The organism is Mesorhizobium sp. CNPSo 4684, from assembly GCF_057784315.1.
On the sequence record NZ_JBWLUX010000012.1, the window covers coordinates 71,646 to 89,782 of the forward strand.

Sequence of the window (18,137 nt, forward strand, 5' to 3'; positions counted from 1 at the left end):
TCAGTCTGCATCAGGCCGCGACCGGGCGCACTGGAACGAAGTTGCCGGAGCGCTGGCACATGCCGAGGCTTCGGAAAGACACTGAACAATAGGAGAGTTTGATGTTGCTAATGGAAAGCGAAGACCGTCGTGCATCTGGCAAATCAGCAAGGTCTAGCATTCCCGATATGGCTGATGTGGCGGCGTTACCTGATCCTTTGGCCGAGGAGGAACCCTCTGATATTGATGTCGAACTGGGGGATTATCTCGAGTCCGTGGAGGCGAAAGATCCCGATGGGTTCTTGAGGAACTTCGCAAGAGCCAGCGCCTACGATGCGGTCAAATGGCCGAAATATGACGAGAACGCGCCCGACTATGCCAGTGTCGCAACTTTAGAGGGGCCCGCCACCTTCCTGCTGAATGCAGAAGTGCTCGATCGCCTCGTCGCGTTGAACTATTTCGCACCCGAGGGAGATGATGACACGATCGCGATTGCCCTGCGCGGCGCAACGCTGGCGGACGGCATGCTCGACGTTGAGGCCGTCGACGAGGCGAAGGTCATGGTCACCCGCCCCGATCATATCAACTTCAAGTGCCTGATCGGCTTCTTCTTCAGGAAAACGCGCACGTTCTCTTTGTACACGGGATCAACCGTGCCGTGCCGAAAGGCTATCTTTGGCTACGTGAATGGTGGAATGGCCTGCAACGTCCTGCCGAACGGGCTCTACAGCTATTATGTGTGGCGCCACAAGACGATCAAGCCGGCACTCAGGTTGGCCGTTTCGAATGCCAGCTTGGACGATCTCGAGGCCGGGCAATCCGCCACTGTCCTGCGCACCAGGAACGATTATATTCTGGGAACGAAGGATATATGGGATCCATCGCGCCCACTCGATAATGTCCATTGCTCCTACTATCTCACCTACAATCCTGACCTTGGATCGTACTTCTCGTCCTGGGGCTGTCTCACGGTCCGAGGCAAGAAGACCGGTACCGACCAGTGGGGCAAGTTCCAGAAGGTGCTCTCGAAAATCGGGCAGCGCTCACGCCTTGACCTGATGCTCTTGACGGGGAAGGACGCGGCGTTGGCGGCCGCCCAGTTGGAGGACGGGCAACCGGCCGGCTCTTTGGTTCGGTTGCGGGTCGGCTCGCAGGGGCAGGCAGTGTCGCGGCTTCAGCAGCGCCTGGGATTGGGAGCAAGCGGATATTTCGGCTACGCCACCCGTGCTCGCCTGACCGAATTCCAGCGTGAGCTTACCGGACAACAAGGCGAGGCATGGGCAGATGGAGTATACAGCCCGGCGTTCGACCTTTTGACCGGCTGGGACATCTTTTCGGCTGCCCCACTGACAAGGCTGATGCTCAAGTCGGAAGTTGCCGAGAATGCCGGTGAGGGGCTGGCTGCCGACGCATTGCGCGCCGTGCCGCCAGGCGAGTACGCGACTGACGAGCCCTCGGACGAGGGTCGCATTCGGGAACGTTCCAGGCCAAAATCCAGGGTCAGGACATTTACGATTGAACCGGCCAACGCGCCCCAACAATCCGGCGTCTCTTTCTACGCGACGGATGAGTCGACGGGAGAGAGGTTCTTCGTGGCCAAGTCGACCAAGTACGTGCAGCGAAGAGGCCTTGCGCGCTCGAGCACTCTACTCATCTACGATCGGTTGCAGGCAGCCAACCAGATCGGTGCGTGGGCGCATTTCATCTGGCCGACCGCCATGGGCGAAAGCAACGCCCGGCATCTCACCATAAACAGCTATGATCGTGCGCATTTTACTTGGGGCTTTTTCCAGCTTGCCGCGCATACGCCGAAGGACAACCTGATCCTGCTGATGCGTGAACTGCTTGGTCTGAGTAGCGCTGCCGCCTATTTCCCCGACCTTAAGCTTGTCAATGGCCGCGTGCATCAGGTGACGGCCAGCGGGGACGTGGATCTCGAGCACGAGGAGGCCGTTCCGGTTGGAAGCCAAACCGAGGTGCAGATAACGAGGTTCATGCGCTATCTCAATCCGGATTCATATCGCGTCGACAATGCGGAAGTGCTGAGCGCCGCCAAGTTCGTCCACTGGTCGCTCAATGACCCGAAGGTCATCGAGAAGACGATCGAAGTGGCGCTCAGGATCGTCAAGCGCAAGATGAATGCCTTCGCTCAGAGATACGATCTCTTCGGCCGGCGGCCGGAGCTGGCAATCTGGGTACTCGACATGTTTCATCAAGGGCGTGGCTCGGTCAGCCGGGTCAAAGCCGCATTGGAGTTACCGAGCTTTTCGGCGCAGTTGGACGCGCTGAGCAAGATCGATGTTACGGGCGTGCATGACGAGCGGCTCAAGACGGTGCGTGAGTCCGTGAAGGTTCTCATGGATGAAAATGTCTTCGCAGGCATCAAATTTGGAGATGACGAACTTGATCCGACGAGTTGAAGCGCGATCAGCCGGAAATATGCACTCGATCAGTTCAGAGCACCTGGGAGTTGGCTTACCCCGACTTGGTAGCTGAGCGAATCGTTTGCCCTTTTTCTTGAAGGTGCGTTGACATCACTACATGGGGATATCGATGGCGAAGAAACAAGATCCTTACAAGGCGATTGCCGTTGGCAAGGCACTCGCGGTAGCCACGCTCAAACGCCGTGCCCAGGCAACCGAAAAGCGACAGCGCGCGTTGGCAAAGGCAAAAATCAAGGTCGAGCGGACGGCAAGACGCGAGCTCACCAAAGCTCCCGTCACGCATGCCAGCATGGGTGTCCTGATCGCCGAGGGGGATTCGTGGTTCGACTATCCGTTTCACGATATCCTGAGCGATCTTGAGGACAGCTACGGGTTCGATGTGGAGTCGGCAGCCCATCGCGGCGACACGGTCGAAGACATGGCTTATTCGGACGGCCAGCTCGACGACTTCTCACGCCGGGTCGAAAAGGTTCTTCGTACGGGCGTCGAACCACGTGCGATCCTTCTTTCAGGCGGTGGCAATGACGTGGCGGGTGACGAGTTTGCCATGCTGCTCAACCATGCGACGTCAAGCATCGCTGGCCTCAACCAGTCAATCGTTACAGGCGTTATAGATCAGCGCATTCATGATGCATACGTCACCATCCTGAGCGCGATCACCGAAATCTGCAAAGCGCACGTTGGTCATCCGGTTCCGATCGTGATTCACGGTTATGACTATCCGGTAGCCGACGGACGAGGCTTCCTGGGAGGCTGGGGGCCGTTTCCCGGTCCCTGGCTTGAGCCTGGTTTTCGCCGAAAGGGTTACTCGCAGTTGAGCGAGCGAAAGCAGATTTGTGTCGAGCTTATTGACCGCTTCGACACGATGCTCGCTGGTCTCGCCGGCACGTCACCTTTTGGACATGTCAAATTTTTGGATCTGCGCAATACGCTGGCGACAGGCTCAACCTACAAGACGTGGTGGGCAAACGAGTTGCATCCTACATCGAAGGGCTTCGAGGCGGTCACAAAGAAATTTGTCGGCATGATCTGATCTTTTTCATCGCAGATACGAGGAGACGCCTTTAGCCAAACCTGGGCTGACCACGGAGAACTCGCTACCGGCTGATGCATTCGCCGCCTCGCTAAAGGGGCTATGGCTGCCTTCCACCCCCAAAGGCGCGCCCAATCCGCATGTGGTCGCGTTAGGCTATTTCCGCTTTTTTCAGCCAGATTTCGGGATTGTCTTCGGCGCCTTTGCCGGGTCGACTGGCACGCTCTCAAGGAGCAGCGGAGAAAATCCAGGTTGCAAATCGACTTGCGGTCGCCAAGTAGCAACGAATCCGGAACTAGTCTGCTACGAGGCGATCTGCACGAGCAGATCTACTTGCAGTAGTTGATATGATCGCGGTTAGTTCCCCGGGCAGGCCTCATGAACGAGTCTCCAGTCCATCTTCTAAGGTTGGTGAGCCATCGGAGCAGCGTTGTCTGCACGGACGTGGCGGTCGTTGATGAAGTGGTAGCGACGGGCGCGGGACCATACGGAACAATACGGGGAAGAGTTCTGATTCCGGCCCACCAAAAACTCAATAAAATCAACGATTTTAATACGCCCTCTGGGCCAACATCCAGTCCACCCGATTTTAGGGTTTTTCGGCCGTCTCAGAATAGCTCTGACATTTCCGTGGGTTAGCGCCGAGTAGTTGCCAACACTTGGCTGAGACGCAGCAGCGAGCGCCAAGAACACCTGACTGTTGGTCCGCAGGGGAATCCACATTTTCATCTTCATGTTGCTGACCGCTCCGACCATCGCTCCCCGTTTTATGGCACTGACCTGGTCGCTGCATTGTGTGCAGGAGTTCCATCGCGCTGGATAAGCTTGGCCAGACAATCCGCAGCGTGGGTTCCATCCATACCGAGGTCGCGAACGCTGCTCATGTGATCGGCGCCGGCGATGATGGTTTGAGAGACATGTAGCCCCTGTTGTCTCAAATGCCTGGCGAATGCCTCGGCCTGGCCAAGAAACGGCGGCGTTTCCTCGCCGCCGATCGCGATCGCAACATCTACTGACGGATCGAAGTCATGTGTCAGAGGCGACAAATTGGTGGCCTCCTCATCCGTTATAGCGATCTCGGTGGCTAGGAACGAGGTCTGTAGAGGCTTCAACTCATACAACCCACCAAGGAGCAGCGCGCCTCTGATGTCTGACGATAGGCTCGGATCATTGAACAGCATGGTGGCGAGATGGGCACCGGCGGAGTGGCCGCTGACAGTCAGTCGGCCGGGATCGCCCCCATGGTCGGCGATGTGCTCGAGTACCCATCGCTTGGCACGGCGCACCTGATCGACGATCGCGGCCATCCGCACCGCAGGCATCAGCGCGTAATCGACAATGACCGCGATCGCACCTGCGCGCGTCACCGTGTCGGCGACGTAGGAATAATCCCGTTTGGAGAACATGCGCCAGTAGCCGCCATGGATGAACATGTGCACCGGCAGCCGGTCTCGTCTGCCTTCCGGAAAGAACAGATCCATGGTTTCGGTTGCGTCAGCTCCGTAGGCGACATCGGCGACCATTGAAACGCTCGCCCTGGTGTTCTCGCTTCTGCGAACGATCTCGGCGACGATGTCGTCGAACTCGACCACATGATCGCGAATGCGAAACGGATCCTTGGCGTGATGTCTGGTCACAGGGTCACGGCGATGTACTTCGCCTCCATGAACTCGGCAACGCCGTGCTTCTGGCCACCTTCGCGGCCCAGCCCACTCTGCTTGACCCCGCCGAAAGGCGCCGCCGGATCCGACATCAGGCCGCGGTTCAGGGCGATCATGCCCGACTCGATCTTCGATGCCACACGCATCCCCCGAGCCAGGTCACGCGTGTAGATGTAGGCCGCGAGACCGTATTCGGTGTCATTGGCCTTTGCGATGGCATCCGCCTCGCTGCCGAAGCGCATGATCGGCGCCACCGGACCGAATATCTCCTCATGTACCATTGCCGCGTCAGCCGACACGTCGCGAAGCACCGTCGGTGGGTAAAAGTAACCTTTGCCTTCGGCGATCGCTCCACCGCACAGAACCTTGGCGCCACGGGCAACCGCGTCCTGGACGAGCCGGTCGATCTTGTCCACGGACTTCCTGGTGATCATCGGACCACACTCGGTTTCCGAGTGTGTGCCAGGGCCTATTGTGAGCGCGGCCATGCGTTTGCTCAACCCATCGGTGAAGGCATCATGGATGCCGGCCTGCACGTAAAGGCGGTTGGCGGCGGTGCAGGCTTCGCCGGCATTGCGCATCTTGGCAACCATCGCCCCGTCGAGCGCCGCTTCCAGGTCGGCGTCGTCGAAGACTATGAACGGTGCGTTGCCGCCAAGTTCCATGGAACAGGAGATGACGTGTTTTGCGGCCTCGGCAAGGAGCAGGCGGCCGACGCCAGTCGAGCCGGTGAATGACAGCTTTCGCACGCGTGGATCGGCCAGCATGGCCGCCGTCACCGGCCCTGGGGTCGAGGTCGTCAGGACGTTGACGACGCCAGGCGGCACGCCGGCTTCCGCGTAGAGCGCTGCTAGCGCATAGGCGGTCAGCGGCGTCTCGCTGGCGGGCTTCAGGATAACCGTGCAGCCGGCCGCCAGCGCCGGCGCGATTTTGCGTGTCGCCATGGCGGCCGGAAAATTCCATGGCGTGATGAGCACGCAAATGCCGATGGGCTGGTAGTCGACAATAATCCGGTTCGCGCCCGAGGGCGCAATGCCGAACTCGCCGCTGATGCGGACCGCCTCCTCGGCGTTCCAGCGAAAAAATTCCGCCGCGTAAGCGACTTCACCACGCGCATCGCGCAGCGCCTTGCCGTTCTCCAGCGAGATCAGCGCAGCCAACGTCTCCGCCCGCTCGGTCATCAGTTCGAAGCAACGCCGCAGGATTTCCGAACGCCTGCGCGGCGGGGTCTCGCGCCACCCGGGCGCTGCCTTGGCGGCCGCATCGACCGCGGCAGCAGCGTCGGCGAGGGTGGCATCGGGAACCGCCGCGATCACGGCTTCCGTCGATGGATCAACCACCTCGATCACGCGACCCTCCGACGAGGGCTGCCAGCGTCCGCCAATGTAGAGACCGTGCGAGACCGTGGCGTAGTCGAACATATCTTGATCCTCGTCGGATATGCCTGCGGCGATATTCATTGGGTGAACTCCTGGTCGATCACATCATGGTGGCGGACATGTCGCCGTCATAAGCAGCCCTGACCAGCCGTCGCATCGCGGCGAAGTCGAAGGGACGGGGATTGTTCTTGATCAACCGGTCGATGCCGAGCGCCTGCTCAGCCGTCCAGTCGATCTTGTCCTCGGCAAGGCCAAGTTTGGCCAGGGTCGGTGGGATGCCGATGGCGCCAAACAGCCGGCTCACCTCCCGGATGGTGGCGTGCGCCCATGCATCGGCACCGTCGCCGCTCTTAGGGGGAAGGCCGAGGGCAGCGCCGACTTCGGCAATCTCTGCGACCGCGGCGGCAAGGTTGTAGTTCATCACATAGGGCAGCATGGTGGCGACGCCCAGACCATGCGCAGTATGGGTAAGCGCGCCGACGGGGTATTGCACCGCATGCGCGGCTGCCGTTCCCGCCGTGCCGAAGGCGCAACCGGCGGCCAGCGCTCCCATCATGACATCGGCGCGCGCATCCTCGTCCGATCCGTCGCGATATGCCTTTTCGAGACTGCGGCCAAGCAGCCTGATGGCCAGAAGCGCGAAATGGTCGGTCAGAGCGCTCTTGCCGACGAAGACATGCTGCTGCGGCAAATGAGGATCAGCGCCGCGTTTGGCGGCGGTGAAAGCCTCGATTGCGTGCGTCAGCGCGTCGGCGCCGGCGATCGCCGTCAGTGAGGGTGGACATGTCGCCGTCAGGTCCGGGTCGCAAAGCGCCACAGCGGCGATGAGGTGGGGACTCGAGATACCTACCTTCAGCGTCCGATCCGGATCGGAGATCACCGCGACGGGGGTCACCTCTGAGCCGGTCCCGGCCGTGGTCGGCACGGCGATCACGGGAAGGGTAGGACCTGGTACCTTGAACTCGCCATAGTAATCCTCGAGCCTGCCGCCATGGCTGAGCAGAAGTGCTGCACACTTGGCCATGTCGAGGCAACTGCCGCCGCCGATTCCGATCACCATGTCCGGCTTGAAACCCTTCGCCTCCGCAATGCAGGCAGGGACGCTGTCGCGGGGCACATCCGGCAGCGTCTGGTCGTAGACCAGCGTGTCTATCGCCGCGTTGTGCAAGCCAGCAAGAATTTCGGCGAACTGCGATGTCGCCGCGAAACGCTCGTCGGTACAGACGAACGCGCGCCGCCCATATCTGGCGGCAACGACAGGCAGCACATGGCGCTGGCCTTTGCCGAACAGAATCTCGCGCGGCAGGCGCGCCGCTGCAAACAAGGTCATGCACAGGATCCTTCGAAGGCGGATTGGGAGCCAAGAGAATTGGCTTCGTTCCGGAGACCGGCCGCGACGCTCCGGGTGATTCTCATGCGTATCCTCTATGAAATCGTATAGGATATAGGATTGAATTGGGCGGAGCATCGTGTTAGTGGGGTGCCTCTGTCAAGAGGCAAACGATGCAGAACACCGACCTGACGGTTGACGATGAAGCCCGCGCGAGCGGCCGCATCCAGCGCGCCAACAGCCTTGCCGGCGACGTCTACGAGGCAATCTTCGCGCAACTGATGTCTTTGAGAATTGCTCCGGGATCGCGCATCACCGTCGACAACCTCGTCAAGGAGTTCAACGTCTCGCATACTCCCATTCGGGAAGCGCTTGGCCGGTTGGAGGGTGAGGGCCTGGTGTTGAAGACCCACCTGATCGGGTATCGGGCCGCTCCGCAAATCACCCGCAGGCGCTTTGACGAGCTTTACGAGCTGCGCCTTCTGCTTGAACCTGCCGCGGCGGCCAAAGCCACTGCCACAATGGACGATGAGCGCCTGACCGTGCTGCGGGAGGCGGCTGGCGTCATGGCCCGGCGGGTGGGGAAAGATGAACGCCTGCGTTATTCGAACTTCGCCCGTCAGGATGCGATCTTCCACGACAAGATCGTCGAGTTCGCCCAGAACGAGCTCATTCGCGAGACGCTGAATCACCAGCACACCCACTTCCATATCTTCCGCCTGATGTACCACTCGCGGGTGACCGAAGAGGCGCTCGACGAGCACGAGGCTATTCTCGCTGCCTTCGCTGCGGGCGATCCCGACGCCGCCGAAAAGGCCATGCGCGTGCACATCGAGAATTCGCGGGACCGGCTCCTGCCTGCGTTCGAGTAGCCATCGCGATGTCGCTTGTCCGAAGCATCGTCAACGAGCCGCCGATCACCCACGGCCACGCCAAGGAATATCGTTCCCCAGTCCGCGATTTGACCCGATCTTGATCCCGTAGAAGGCGGGCGCGAAGTGCGCCTCGCCTCGAAACAAGCCGAGAGGAAGCGCCATGCCAGGCAAGAAGATACTGATGCTGACCGGTGAATTCACCGAAGAATATGAAATCTTCGTCTATCAGCAGGCGATGGAAGCGGTGGGACACACTATCCACGTCGTGTGCCCCGACAAAAATGCCGGCGATATGATCAAGACGTCGCTGCACGATTTCGAAGGCGACCAGACCTACACCGAAAAACCCGGCCACAATGCGCTGATCAACAAGACCTTTTCCGACGCAGAGAAGCAGCTGAGCCAATACGATGCTGTCTACTGCGCCGGCGGTCGTGGCCCGGAATACATCCGCACCGACAAGCGCGTGCAGGCGGTGGTCCGTCATTTTCACGAGGCCAAAAAGCCGATCTTCACGATCTGCCATGGCGTCCAGATTCTGATCGCGGTCGACGGCGTCGTCCGCGGCAAGAAGGTGGCGGCGCTCGCGGCTTGCGAGCCGGAGGTGACCCTTGCCGGCGGCACCTACATCGACCTCTCTCCCACCGACGCCTATGTGGATGGGACGATGGTTTCGGCCAAGGGTTGGACGGCGCTTGCGGCGTTCATCCGCGAATGCCTGAAGGTGCTGGGGACCGAAATCCGCCACGCCTGAGCCTTTCGTTCGACGCATTCCTGAGGGGATGCGTCGGCTCACCAACGCGCGGCTATGTGCGTCATTCATCAAGCCCAGATCAGCGACCGCATCAGCGTTGCCCTTGCCGAAGCGAGATGCGCCTTGCACGCCCGTTCAATGCGCTCGGGATCGCGACTTTCGAGTGCATCGATATAAGCAACATGCTCGAGGATCGCTGCCTGGTTGCGCTGCTTTTCGTCCTGCTTGTTCCATTGATAGTGGTAGTGAAAAATGAAGGTGATGATGTCGTAGAAATCATCGATGAAGCGGTTCGGTGACGCCTCGTTTATGAGCCTGTGGAAGCGGTTGTCGAGGCCGGAGAAGTCGTGAAAGCGGCTTTCAATCTGCTGCAACAAATCGGCATGCGCCACCTTCAGCGCGGCGAGTTTTGACCAAAGGGGAGAACTGTCTGGCTGCCGCGAAAACAGTTGCGCGGAACGCAGTTCAAACATCACTCGAATCTCGAACAGCTCGAGAGCGAAATCCTCCGTAAAGCCCTTGAAAAGCCAGCCTGTATTAGGTCTTTTCTCGATCAGCCCAAAGCGGCTGAAGCGGATCAGGAACTCGCGAATTCCGTTGGTCGCCACACCGAACTGCCGTGCGAGCTCCAGCTCGTTGATACTTGTTCCGGGCCTGGTGTCACCCCGCAGCATCCACTCCATGAATTGTTGTTCGACATGCTTGGCGCGTGGCGTTGTTTCGGAGTCGGGATAGCAGTCGTTCTCATCGACCTCTCGTCCCACTGTCCTGATGCCGTCGCGTACGGTGACAAGCTCGCGGCGAACAAGTTCTTGCAGAACCTTTCGAACGGTGGTGCGGCTGACGCCGATGAGCCGCCTCAGCTCATTTTCGGAGGGAAGCCCCCCGACCAGTTGTCCATCGCGCAGCATAGTTGCAGTTCGATTGAAGGCCTTCTTGTAGACGGTGTCGGTTCGCATCGCACCTTCCTCCAAACAATACCTTGTCCTTTTTAGCATGAACTTTATCCATAAAAAACAACTTGACCCAACCATACCAGTTGTTTTTTATCGATAAGAAGAGGACGTAAGCACGATTTGAGTTTTTGACGACGCGGCTCGCACGAGCTTCGGCGGGGAGGGGAATTTTGCCTGAAACGGGAAACACCGGCACCACTGCCGGCGAGGCCGCGTTGCCAGCTTCCAGGAAGCAGGAAGCTGTTCCCGGCCTTGCGCTTGGCCTGGCCCTGCTGAGCGCTGGTCCCGTCGTCATCCTGGTGCTGCTGATCGTCGTTCTCAGCTTTCTGTCACCCTATTTCCTCACAGGGCGCAACCTCAGCAACATCCTCGCCCAGACCGCCGTCATCTCGGTGGTGGCAATGGGCCAGCATCTGGTCATTCTGACACGCGGGATCGATCTCTCCGTCGGCTCGAACGTTGCACTGGCTTCCGTCGTCGGCGCGCTCAGCTTTCATGCCGGCGCTCCTGCCATCGTGGTGATCGCGGTGATGGTTGGATGCGGTGCCGCGGTGGGCGCCATCAACGGGCTCTTCTACGTCTTCGGCCGGCTGCCGCATCCTTTTATCATCACGCTGGCGACATTGAGCATCGCCAAGGGGTTGGCGCTGCAACTGGCCGACGGGCGCGCCATCCCTGGCATGCCGGGTTCGATCGACGCACTTGGCCGCGAGGCGGTCTGGGGTCTGCCGGGATCGGTTTTCGTCGTTGCCGGCGTTGCAGCGGTCCTTTTCGTCATGGCCAAAACGATGGTCTGGGGCCGCTGGATCTATGCCGTAGGCGGCCGGCCCGACGCCGCCGTGCGCATGGGCATCCCCGTCTCATGGGTTCTGGTTTCGGTCTATGTGATCTCAGGACTGTGTGCCGGCATCGGCGCCGTCATCCTTGCCGGCCGCACCGATGCCGGTTCGCCCTTGTTCGGCAATCTGCTGGAACTGGATACGATCGCGGCGGTGATCATTGGCGGCGCCAGTTTTCTTGGCGGCCGCGGCCATCTCGGCCACGCCTTGATCGGCGCCATCATGATCGGCGTCATCCGCAACGCGCTCAACCTGCTCAACGTCAACGTCTTCTTCCAGCTCATCGTCATCGGCGTGGTCATCGTCATAGCGGTCGAGTCCGACGTGCTGCGCAACTATCTCGAAGGGCGTGTGCGTGTCATGCAGGCCGGGAGGCAGTCATGAGCGCCGTTGCGACCAGCGTCGATCATGCAGCCACAACGGATGATCTCGTGCTGGCAGTGCGCGGTGCTACCAAGCGTTTCGGCTCGGTTGTGGCGTTGGACGATGTCAGCATCGAGGTCCGGCGCGGTGAGATCCTCGGGCTTCTCGGCGACAATGGCGCGGGCAAATCGACACTGACCAAATGCATCAGCGGCGTGCACCAACTCGATGCCGGCGCAATCCTTCTGGACGGTGCGCCAACGCAGATACGCTCCCCTGCGGATGCGCGCTTTGCCGGCATCGAGACCGTTTATCAAGACCTGGCGCTGTTCGACAATCTGACGCCGGGACAAAACTTCTTTGCCGGTCGCGAACTGGCCTGGCCGCAATGGCTTCCACGCGGCCTGCGATTTCTTCAACAGCGCAAGATGGACGCCGAAACCCGCGTTTTATTGACAAACCTCAAGGTTACGCTGCCGCGGCTGGACGCCGTCGTTGCCATGATGTCGGGTGGGCAAAGGCAAGCCATTGCGGTGGCCCGGTCGACCGTATTTGCCCGCAAGGTCGTGATCCTGGATGAGCCAACCGCAGCACTTGGCCTGCGTGAATCACGCCAGGTGCTCAATCTGGTCGCTGCGCTGCGCGATCAGGGCAACGCCGTCATCCTGATAACTCACAATATGGAACATGTCGTCGAGCTTGCCGATCGCGCCGTGGTGCTTCGCCAGGGTCGCAAGGTTGGTGAACTCATGCCGACCAAGGACAACAAACAGGAGCTGGTTTCCATGATCGTTGGAGCCTGACCCGTTCGAGATTTGGGGACCGTTCCGGTCCGCAAATGCCTGAAGCGACTTCCGCCGGAAGACGCCTCAATTCCAAGGGAGGAATGGAATGTCAATGAACCGAAAACTGTCCGCTGGGCTGGCGATCGCCGTTGCGTTCGCGATGCCGGCTTCGGCCGCCGACAAGATCAAGGTCGGCCTGATTACGAAATTCCCGGTGCCGTTCTACTCGACCATGGAGGACGCCGCCAAGAAATACGCGGCATCTCATCCAGAGATCGAGCTGGTCACCGGTCAGGGCCAGGCGGCCACCGACATCGAGGGTCAGATCGCGCTGATCGAATCCATGATCACCCAAGGCGTCAAGGGTCTGGCGATCACTCCGGTCGATCCGACCGTAGCGCCGGCGCTCGACAAGGCGGTCGCTGCCGGCATCAAGGTGGTTCTCGTCGACAACAGCATACCTGACTGGAAAGGCCAGACGGCACTGGTTTCGACCAACAATCTCAATGGCGGCAAGATCGCCGGAGAGTACCTGAAGACCGTGCTCAAGAGCGGCGACAAGATCGGCATCCTGCAAGGGGTGCCCGGGGTGCCGGCGCTGGACGACCGGGTCACCGGCATGATGGAGGGTCTCGGCGACGTCAAGGTCGAGGTCGTCGGCAAAGGTGCAACCAATTGCACACTCGAACTTGGCACGTCAGTGACTGAAGACATCCTGACCGCCAATCCCGATCTCAAGGCGATCTACGCCGCCTGTGGCCCGCCAATCCCGGGCGCTGTCAAATCGATCAGCAATGCGGGCATTGCCAACGACAAGATCATCCTGGTCGGCTTCGATGCCTGCTGCGGCGAGATCGAAGCGATCAAGTCGGGCGCGGAAGACGCCAGCGTTGCACAATTTCCGGCAAAAATGGGCGAGCTTGGCATCGACACCGTCGTCAAGGCGATCCGGGGGGAAGCCGTCGAGGCCAATGTTGATACCGGCGCCGGCCTCGTGACGCTGCAGAACGTCAAGGACTTCGAGTGATCCAGCAATGGTCCGGCGGATTGCTCCGCCGGACCACTTCCTGTTGTCGACACTGGGATGAAGAGCGCCGCTAGCGAAGGGATGAAATTACGGTCATGGACCCTGCCATCAAGATCGTCCGATGCGTCGAACCCGGCAGACTGGTGTTCGAAGAGCGGCCTGCGCCGGGCAGTCCGCCGGAGGGCTGGGCACTGGTCGACGTCGCCCATGTCGGCATCTGTGGAACCGACTTCCACATCTTCGAGGGCAAGCATCCCTACCTCGCCTATCCACGGGTCATGGGCCATGAGGTTTCGGGAACGATCGCGGCGATCAACGCGCCAGGGGCGATGGCGGTCGGAGAGCAAGTTCTCGTCAATCCCTATCTTGCCTGCGGCAAGTGTACGGCCTGCCGCCAGGGCAAGCCGAACTGTTGCGTGGCAATCGAGGTGCTGGGCGTGCACCGTGACGGTGCCATGAGTGAGCAGCTTCTCGTGCCGGCACAGAACTTGATTCCAGCGACCGGCCTGTCATTGGTCGAGGCGGCCACGGTCGAGTTTCTGGCCATCGGTGCGCACGCGGTGCGCAGATCGATGGCTGGGCCAGGCAATCGCAACCTGGTCATCGGCGCCGGGCCGATCGGCCTCGGCACCGCTCTTTTTGCCCGCATCGCGCAACAAAGCGTGACCGTCATGGACGTCGACACCGAGCGGTTGGCCTTTGCCGCGCAATTGGGTTTCCTGGTGATCGACGGATCGAAGGGATCGATCATTGAGACGATAGCGGAGCGAACCGTCAAAGCAGGCTTCGATGTCGTCTTCGACGCCACGGGTAACAGCCGTTCGATGCAGTCGGCCTTCACCTATGTCGCCCATGGCGGCGTCATGGTGATGGTCAGCGTCGTGCCGGACGACATAACCTTCTCCGATCCCGAGTTCCACAAGCGGGAAATGATGCTGATCGGCAGTCGCAATGCGACGCACAGTGATTTCCAGCACGTCATTGCCTCGATCCGGGCCGGTAAAATACCAATTGACCAACTCGTCACCCACCGCACGACCCTGCGCAACAGCCCCCGCGACATCGCGATCTGGGCGCGGCAGAAGTCCGGTCTGATCAAGGCCGTCATCGATGTGGCAGGATCCGCGTGAGTTCAGCAGACACGATGGTCACATTTCGCAGCAGGCGGATCACACTTGGGCTGGCGGCCGAATGCGCAGCACCTAACCCTTTCGAAGCTAATTGAGAACGAATACGATCGATGGTGAAGGAAAAGGCAGGCCGGGCTGAGATTGCCCTGCAGGCATCCTGCTAGCGCGTTTGTTGACGACCTTGGGCCCATCGAGAGGCTGAAGCTACACATCCTGAACCTTGGCCACACAGTGCTTGCACAATGCTGGATGGCCGATCGTCTGAGAACCCGACCTGACGGCGCGTGAAATCCGAGAACTCGATGGGTATCGAAACTTGCTGGGAGAGATCTATGGTTGGGCGGCCAATGGCTTCCGCACCAAACCTAGAATTCTTCGGGATCCTCATTCGTGGCAGACATGCGTTTGGCGTGCCAGCACTATGCGGGCCTCAACCCGAGGCGAGTTCGGCAAGTTCGTCGGCCGCTTCACTGATACCGTAGGCTGCCGCGCGCTCGAGCCACAGGCGACCGGCTACCGGGTCGCGCTCCCCAGCGATACCCCTTGAGAAATAACGCCCGAGCATGAGTTGGGCTTGGCCATGCCCACGTCCAGCAGCGGCTGCGTACCACTTCTGCGCTACCGTTTGGCTGACCGGCACGCCCTGGCCAGCACCATACAGCGCGCCAAGTGCAAACATCGCTCCGGCGTGACCGTCGAGAGCGGCGCGCTCGAACAGCTGCATGGCAACCTTTGGCTCACATGTGCCCCCGCGCCCGTTGAGCAGCATCTCGGCAAGCGCCACCTGCGCGTCGAGCATGCCGGCATTGGCTGCCCGAGCAAACCAGAGGCGGGCCTGCGATGGGTCGGGCGCCACGCCGCGTCCATCTTGCAGGAGGCGGGCGTACATATATTGCGCCTCGGCGACACCTTCAGCCGCGCGCCTTAGCCATTGCGCCGCTTGCCCCTCGTCCTGGCGGACGCCGACTCCGTTGGCGAAGCAGAGCCCAAGGTTGAACGCCGCTATCAGGTCCCCCGATGATGCGGCCGCTTCGAACCATCCGGCAACACTTGCATGATCATCGGGCTCGCCGGCTCCTTCGAGAACAAGATTGGCGAGATCGACCTGTGCTTCCTGATTGCCGCCATTTGCAGCGGCGCGCAGCCAGCGTGCTCCCTCTTCGAGATCCTGAGCCACGCCGTTCCCCGTCAAATAGAGCGAGGCCAACGCGCGGGCGGCGGCCTGATGGCCTGCTTCGGCCGCCCGCCGGTACCAGTTTGCGGATTCTGCAAAATCCGGCCGCTGCGTCTTCACATAGCGCTCGCCGAGGAGATAGGCGGCCTCGATATTGCCTGCCAACGCGGCACGCCGCATCCACGCCTCTCCAGCAGCAATATCCTGGTCGACAAATGCACCATCAATCAGGGCTAATCCCAACCGGAACTGGGCGGAGGGAAGGCCTCTCTCCGCAGCAGCCTGATATAGTTGAACCGCTGCAGCCGTTTCGCGTGCGACGCCCAGCCCGTGCTCGGTAAGAACCGCGAGAAGGTAGATTGCGGTCGGCAGACCGGCGTCGGCGGCACGTCTTACCTCTTTTGCAACCCTGACCCTGTTTTCCCGTTTGCCATTGCGGGCCAGCGACAGGGCAAAGCCGAGACACCCCTCGGCGCAGCCGGCAGAAGCCGACTTCTCGTACCACCGGTGCGCCGCATCTGCGTTGCGCATTGGTTTGGGGCCGCTGGTAAGTATATAGCCGAGGATAGCCTGTCCCACGGCCGAGCCCGCCTCGGCCGCCCTGGTGGCAAAGTCGAACGCGGCCGTGAAGTCTGGTTTGCCCGAGGTATCTGGTTCAAACAATTGGTTGGATTCGGCGCCGTTGCCGTCAGCTTCCTTAGCCACCAGCCCCGTCAAATAGAGAGCGGCGAGGAGCGCTTGCGCATCGGCGCTCCCGTGATTGGCTGCCCGCATCAGCCATCGCGCGCCTTCCACACGGCTCGGCGGCACACCCGAGCCTTCGAGATAGCAACGCGCGACCCGGTACTCGGCGTCGACGATCCCCGCCCGCGCCGCGCTCGCCATCAGCGGAAAGGCTTCTGCGGGCTTGCCGCTGTCAGCGAGCTGGATCGCCCGGCGCAACGCTGCCGCCGGGGAAGCAAGAACAGTCAGCCGATCCAGGATTGTCATCGATCCGAGTCTCCGATACCCCCGTGCGCTACGGCTCCCGCATTGCCTCCTGGCCGACCGGGAGCATCACACCGAGAATGTATTTGAGCACTGTGCGACGGCCGACCTTTACGTCGGCGGTCACAGGCATGCCGGGGCTCACGGTGAAACCGGCAGGTACGCCGTGGAGGGCGACCTGGTCGATGGAAATGCGCGTGCGATAGAACGGCTCGGCGTCGGGCGGCAGCATAGCCAGGGAGCTGTTCGGATCGCGTGCTTGCTCCTGCGCAGAGAAGGAATCGGGGCTAAGTGCCCGCACGGTGCCATGAGCAAGGCCGTATTGCGAATAGGGGAAGGTGTCGAACTTGATGACCACTGGGTCGCCGACATGCACAAAGCCGCTGCTGCGGCCGACGATGTTTGTCTCGATCTCAAGCGGCGCGTTGGCCGGCACCAGCGTAATCAATCGCTCGCCGGACTGCAGGACCGAACCGACCGAGACCTTGGCCACCGACTGAACGATGGCGTCTGCTTCGCTCTTCAGCTCGACCAATTGCTTGCGCAGCTTTGCCTTGTTGAGAAGTTCGCGGGCGTCGGACATGCGCGAACTGGCCTCGGACAGGCTCTGTGAAACATCCGCTCGCCAACCCTGAATATAGCCGTCGCGCTCGGCGGCCACCGCTGCCTGCTGGAGCTTTGCGGCTTGCGCGGTCTGCTCGGCATTGCCGAGCGCCCGGGACATCTCAGCGCGATTGTCCTCGGCAAGCAGCGTATTGAGGCGGCTGCCTACCTGCCTTGCCTCGAGTTGCTTGCGCATCTGCTCAATCGAGCCGGCGACCGCGAGCCGCTGGCGGTAGCCATCTGCATCCGATAGCGAGCGCGAGATTACGGAACTGAGTTCGTCGCGCTGGCGGTCGAAATTCTCAACCTTGGCGTCATAGACCGCCTTGCGGCGCTCAAAAATCGATGCCTGCAGGGTCCAGCTTGGATCGAGACCGTCATAATCGAAAGCCCGGCCATCCGCTTCCGCCTTCAACCGCGCGACTTCAGCTTCAAGCGTCGAAACCTGCATGGCGAGCGTCGCCAGATCGGCAGAAGCAAAAGTCGCATCGAGGCGAGCAAGCACTTGACCGGCCTGCACGTGCTGTCCTTCACGCACGTCGATCGAGCGCACGATCGCCGTCTCCAGCGGCTGCACGACCATATTAGGCGATTTTGACACCACCAGCCCTCTGGCCGTTACAACCTGATCGACCGGTATCAGTCCGGCCACAGCGATCAGCGCGATGACCAGGCTCGCGATGACCCAGATGATGCCGCGCGCCGCCTGCGGGATAGGAGCATTGGCGACAGCCGTCGACGGCCACTGGAACTCGAGTATGGCCGGCGTTGTCGGATCCCTCGTTTCCATCCGATGCCGCCGAGCCGGAAGGGTGATG

14 protein-coding genes are annotated in these 18,137 nt (G+C 60.8%); 8 read left to right on the plus strand and 6 right to left on the minus strand.

Annotated features, from left to right (window positions below):
- Positions 1-101: 101 nt before the first annotated feature.
- Entirely contained in the window at positions 102-2,399 is a 2,298-nt protein-coding gene (locus AC04SG_RS12910; RefSeq protein ID WP_488551337.1) for a peptidoglycan-binding domain-containing protein, read from the plus strand.
- Positions 2,400-2,532: 133 nt separating this feature from the next.
- Positions 2,533-3,456 carry an SGNH/GDSL hydrolase family protein gene (locus AC04SG_RS12915; protein WP_488551338.1) on the plus strand — a complete coding sequence of 308 codons (924 nt, stop codon included), beginning with the start codon at positions 2,533-2,535 and terminating at the stop codon, positions 3,454-3,456.
- A 767-nt stretch (positions 3,457-4,223) separates the two neighbouring features.
- On the opposite strand, the gene AC04SG_RS12920 is transcribed toward AC04SG_RS12915, so the two are convergent.
- From AC04SG_RS12920 to AC04SG_RS12930, 3 genes are read right to left on the minus strand one after another with little or no spacing between them, the layout of a single operon-like run.
- On the minus strand, positions 4,224-5,048 hold the full coding sequence (locus AC04SG_RS12920) for an alpha/beta hydrolase (RefSeq protein WP_488551339.1): 825 nt from the start codon (positions 5,046-5,048) through the stop codon (positions 4,224-4,226).
- A gap of 41 nt (positions 5,049-5,089) precedes the next feature.
- Positions 5,090-6,538 (minus strand): NAD-dependent succinate-semialdehyde dehydrogenase, encoded by a 1,449-nt coding sequence (locus tag AC04SG_RS12925; RefSeq protein ID WP_488551510.1) that lies wholly within the window; start codon positions 6,536-6,538, stop codon positions 5,090-5,092.
- A gap of 58 nt (positions 6,539-6,596) precedes the next feature.
- Positions 6,597-7,826: an iron-containing alcohol dehydrogenase gene (locus AC04SG_RS12930; protein WP_488551340.1), complete on the minus strand. Its 1,230-nt coding sequence runs from the start codon at positions 7,824-7,826 to the stop codon at positions 6,597-6,599.
- A gap of 173 nt (positions 7,827-7,999) precedes the next feature.
- Between AC04SG_RS12930 and AC04SG_RS12935 the strand changes: the two genes are divergently transcribed.
- Positions 8,000-8,698 carry a GntR family transcriptional regulator gene (locus AC04SG_RS12935; protein WP_488551341.1) on the plus strand — a complete coding sequence of 233 codons (699 nt, stop codon included), beginning with the start codon at positions 8,000-8,002 and terminating at the stop codon, positions 8,696-8,698.
- 163 nt (positions 8,699-8,861) lie between these two features.
- Entirely contained in the window at positions 8,862-9,455 is a 594-nt protein-coding gene (locus tag AC04SG_RS12940; protein WP_488551342.1) for a DJ-1/PfpI family protein, read from the plus strand.
- Positions 9,456-9,523: 68 nt separating this feature from the next.
- Here AC04SG_RS12940 and AC04SG_RS12945 read toward each other — a convergent pair whose 3' ends face one another.
- A complete protein-coding gene (locus tag AC04SG_RS12945) occupies positions 9,524-10,414 on the minus strand; it encodes a GntR family transcriptional regulator (protein ID WP_488551343.1) in 891 nt (296 codons plus the stop codon).
- Between the two features lie 269 nt (positions 10,415-10,683).
- Between AC04SG_RS12945 and AC04SG_RS12950 the strand changes: the two genes are divergently transcribed.
- From AC04SG_RS12950 to AC04SG_RS12965, 4 genes are all read left to right on the plus strand, one after another.
- The gene (locus AC04SG_RS12950; RefSeq protein ID WP_434221212.1) at positions 10,684-11,634 is read left to right on the plus strand and encodes an ABC transporter permease; all 951 of its coding nucleotides are present in this window, start codon (positions 10,684-10,686) and stop codon (positions 11,632-11,634) included.
- Positions 11,631-12,416 (plus strand): ATP-binding cassette domain-containing protein, encoded by a 786-nt coding sequence (locus AC04SG_RS12955; protein WP_488551344.1) that lies wholly within the window; start codon positions 11,631-11,633, stop codon positions 12,414-12,416. The genes AC04SG_RS12950 and AC04SG_RS12955 overlap by 4 nt, the downstream gene beginning before the upstream one ends.
- A 142-nt stretch (positions 12,417-12,558) precedes the next feature.
- Positions 12,559-13,425 (plus strand): sugar ABC transporter substrate-binding protein, encoded by an 867-nt coding sequence (locus AC04SG_RS12960; RefSeq protein WP_488551511.1) that lies wholly within the window; start codon positions 12,559-12,561, stop codon positions 13,423-13,425.
- 107 nt (positions 13,426-13,532) lie between these two features.
- On the plus strand, positions 13,533-14,555 hold the full coding sequence (locus AC04SG_RS12965) for a zinc-binding alcohol dehydrogenase family protein (protein WP_488551512.1): 1,023 nt from the start codon (positions 13,533-13,535) through the stop codon (positions 14,553-14,555).
- A gap of 430 nt (positions 14,556-14,985) precedes the next feature.
- Here AC04SG_RS12965 and AC04SG_RS12970 read toward each other — a convergent pair whose 3' ends face one another.
- Complete coding sequence (locus AC04SG_RS12970; RefSeq protein ID WP_488551345.1) at positions 14,986-16,719, minus strand: SEL1-like repeat protein; 1,734 nt, start codon at positions 16,717-16,719, stop codon at positions 14,986-14,988.
- A 28-nt stretch (positions 16,720-16,747) separates the two neighbouring features.
- Positions 16,748-18,109 carry an HlyD family type I secretion periplasmic adaptor subunit gene (locus AC04SG_RS12975; RefSeq protein ID WP_488551346.1) on the minus strand — a complete coding sequence of 454 codons (1,362 nt, stop codon included), beginning with the start codon at positions 18,107-18,109 and terminating at the stop codon, positions 16,748-16,750.
- Positions 18,110-18,137 lie beyond the last annotated feature (28 nt).

Bases quoted from the DNA above. Each gene is read 5' to 3' on its own strand.
- AC04SG_RS12910 (WP_488551337.1), top strand. From the start codon at position 102: ATGTTGCTAATGGAAAGCGAAGACCGTCGTGCATCTGGCAAATCAGCA.
- AC04SG_RS12915 (WP_488551338.1), top strand. From the start codon at position 2,533: ATGGCGAAGAAACAAGATCCTTACAAGGCGATTGCCGTTGGCAAGGCA.
- AC04SG_RS12925 (WP_488551510.1), bottom strand. From the start codon at position 6,538: ATGTTCGACTACGCCACGGTCTCGCACGGTCTCTACATTGGCGGACGC.
- AC04SG_RS12930 (WP_488551340.1), bottom strand. From the start codon at position 7,826: ATGACCTTGTTTGCAGCGGCGCGCCTGCCGCGCGAGATTCTGTTCGGC.
- AC04SG_RS12935 (WP_488551341.1), top strand. From the start codon at position 8,000: ATGCAGAACACCGACCTGACGGTTGACGATGAAGCCCGCGCGAGCGGC.
- AC04SG_RS12940 (WP_488551342.1), top strand. From the start codon at position 8,862: ATGCCAGGCAAGAAGATACTGATGCTGACCGGTGAATTCACCGAAGAA.
- AC04SG_RS12945 (WP_488551343.1), bottom strand. From the start codon at position 10,414: ATGCGAACCGACACCGTCTACAAGAAGGCCTTCAATCGAACTGCAACT.
- AC04SG_RS12955 (WP_488551344.1), top strand. From the start codon at position 11,631: ATGAGCGCCGTTGCGACCAGCGTCGATCATGCAGCCACAACGGATGAT.
- AC04SG_RS12960 (WP_488551511.1), top strand. From the start codon at position 12,559: ATGCCGGCTTCGGCCGCCGACAAGATCAAGGTCGGCCTGATTACGAAA.
- AC04SG_RS12970 (WP_488551345.1), bottom strand. From the start codon at position 16,719: ATGACAATCCTGGATCGGCTGACTGTTCTTGCTTCCCCGGCGGCAGCG.
- AC04SG_RS12975 (WP_488551346.1), bottom strand. From the start codon at position 18,109: ATGGAAACGAGGGATCCGACAACGCCGGCCATACTCGAGTTCCAGTGG.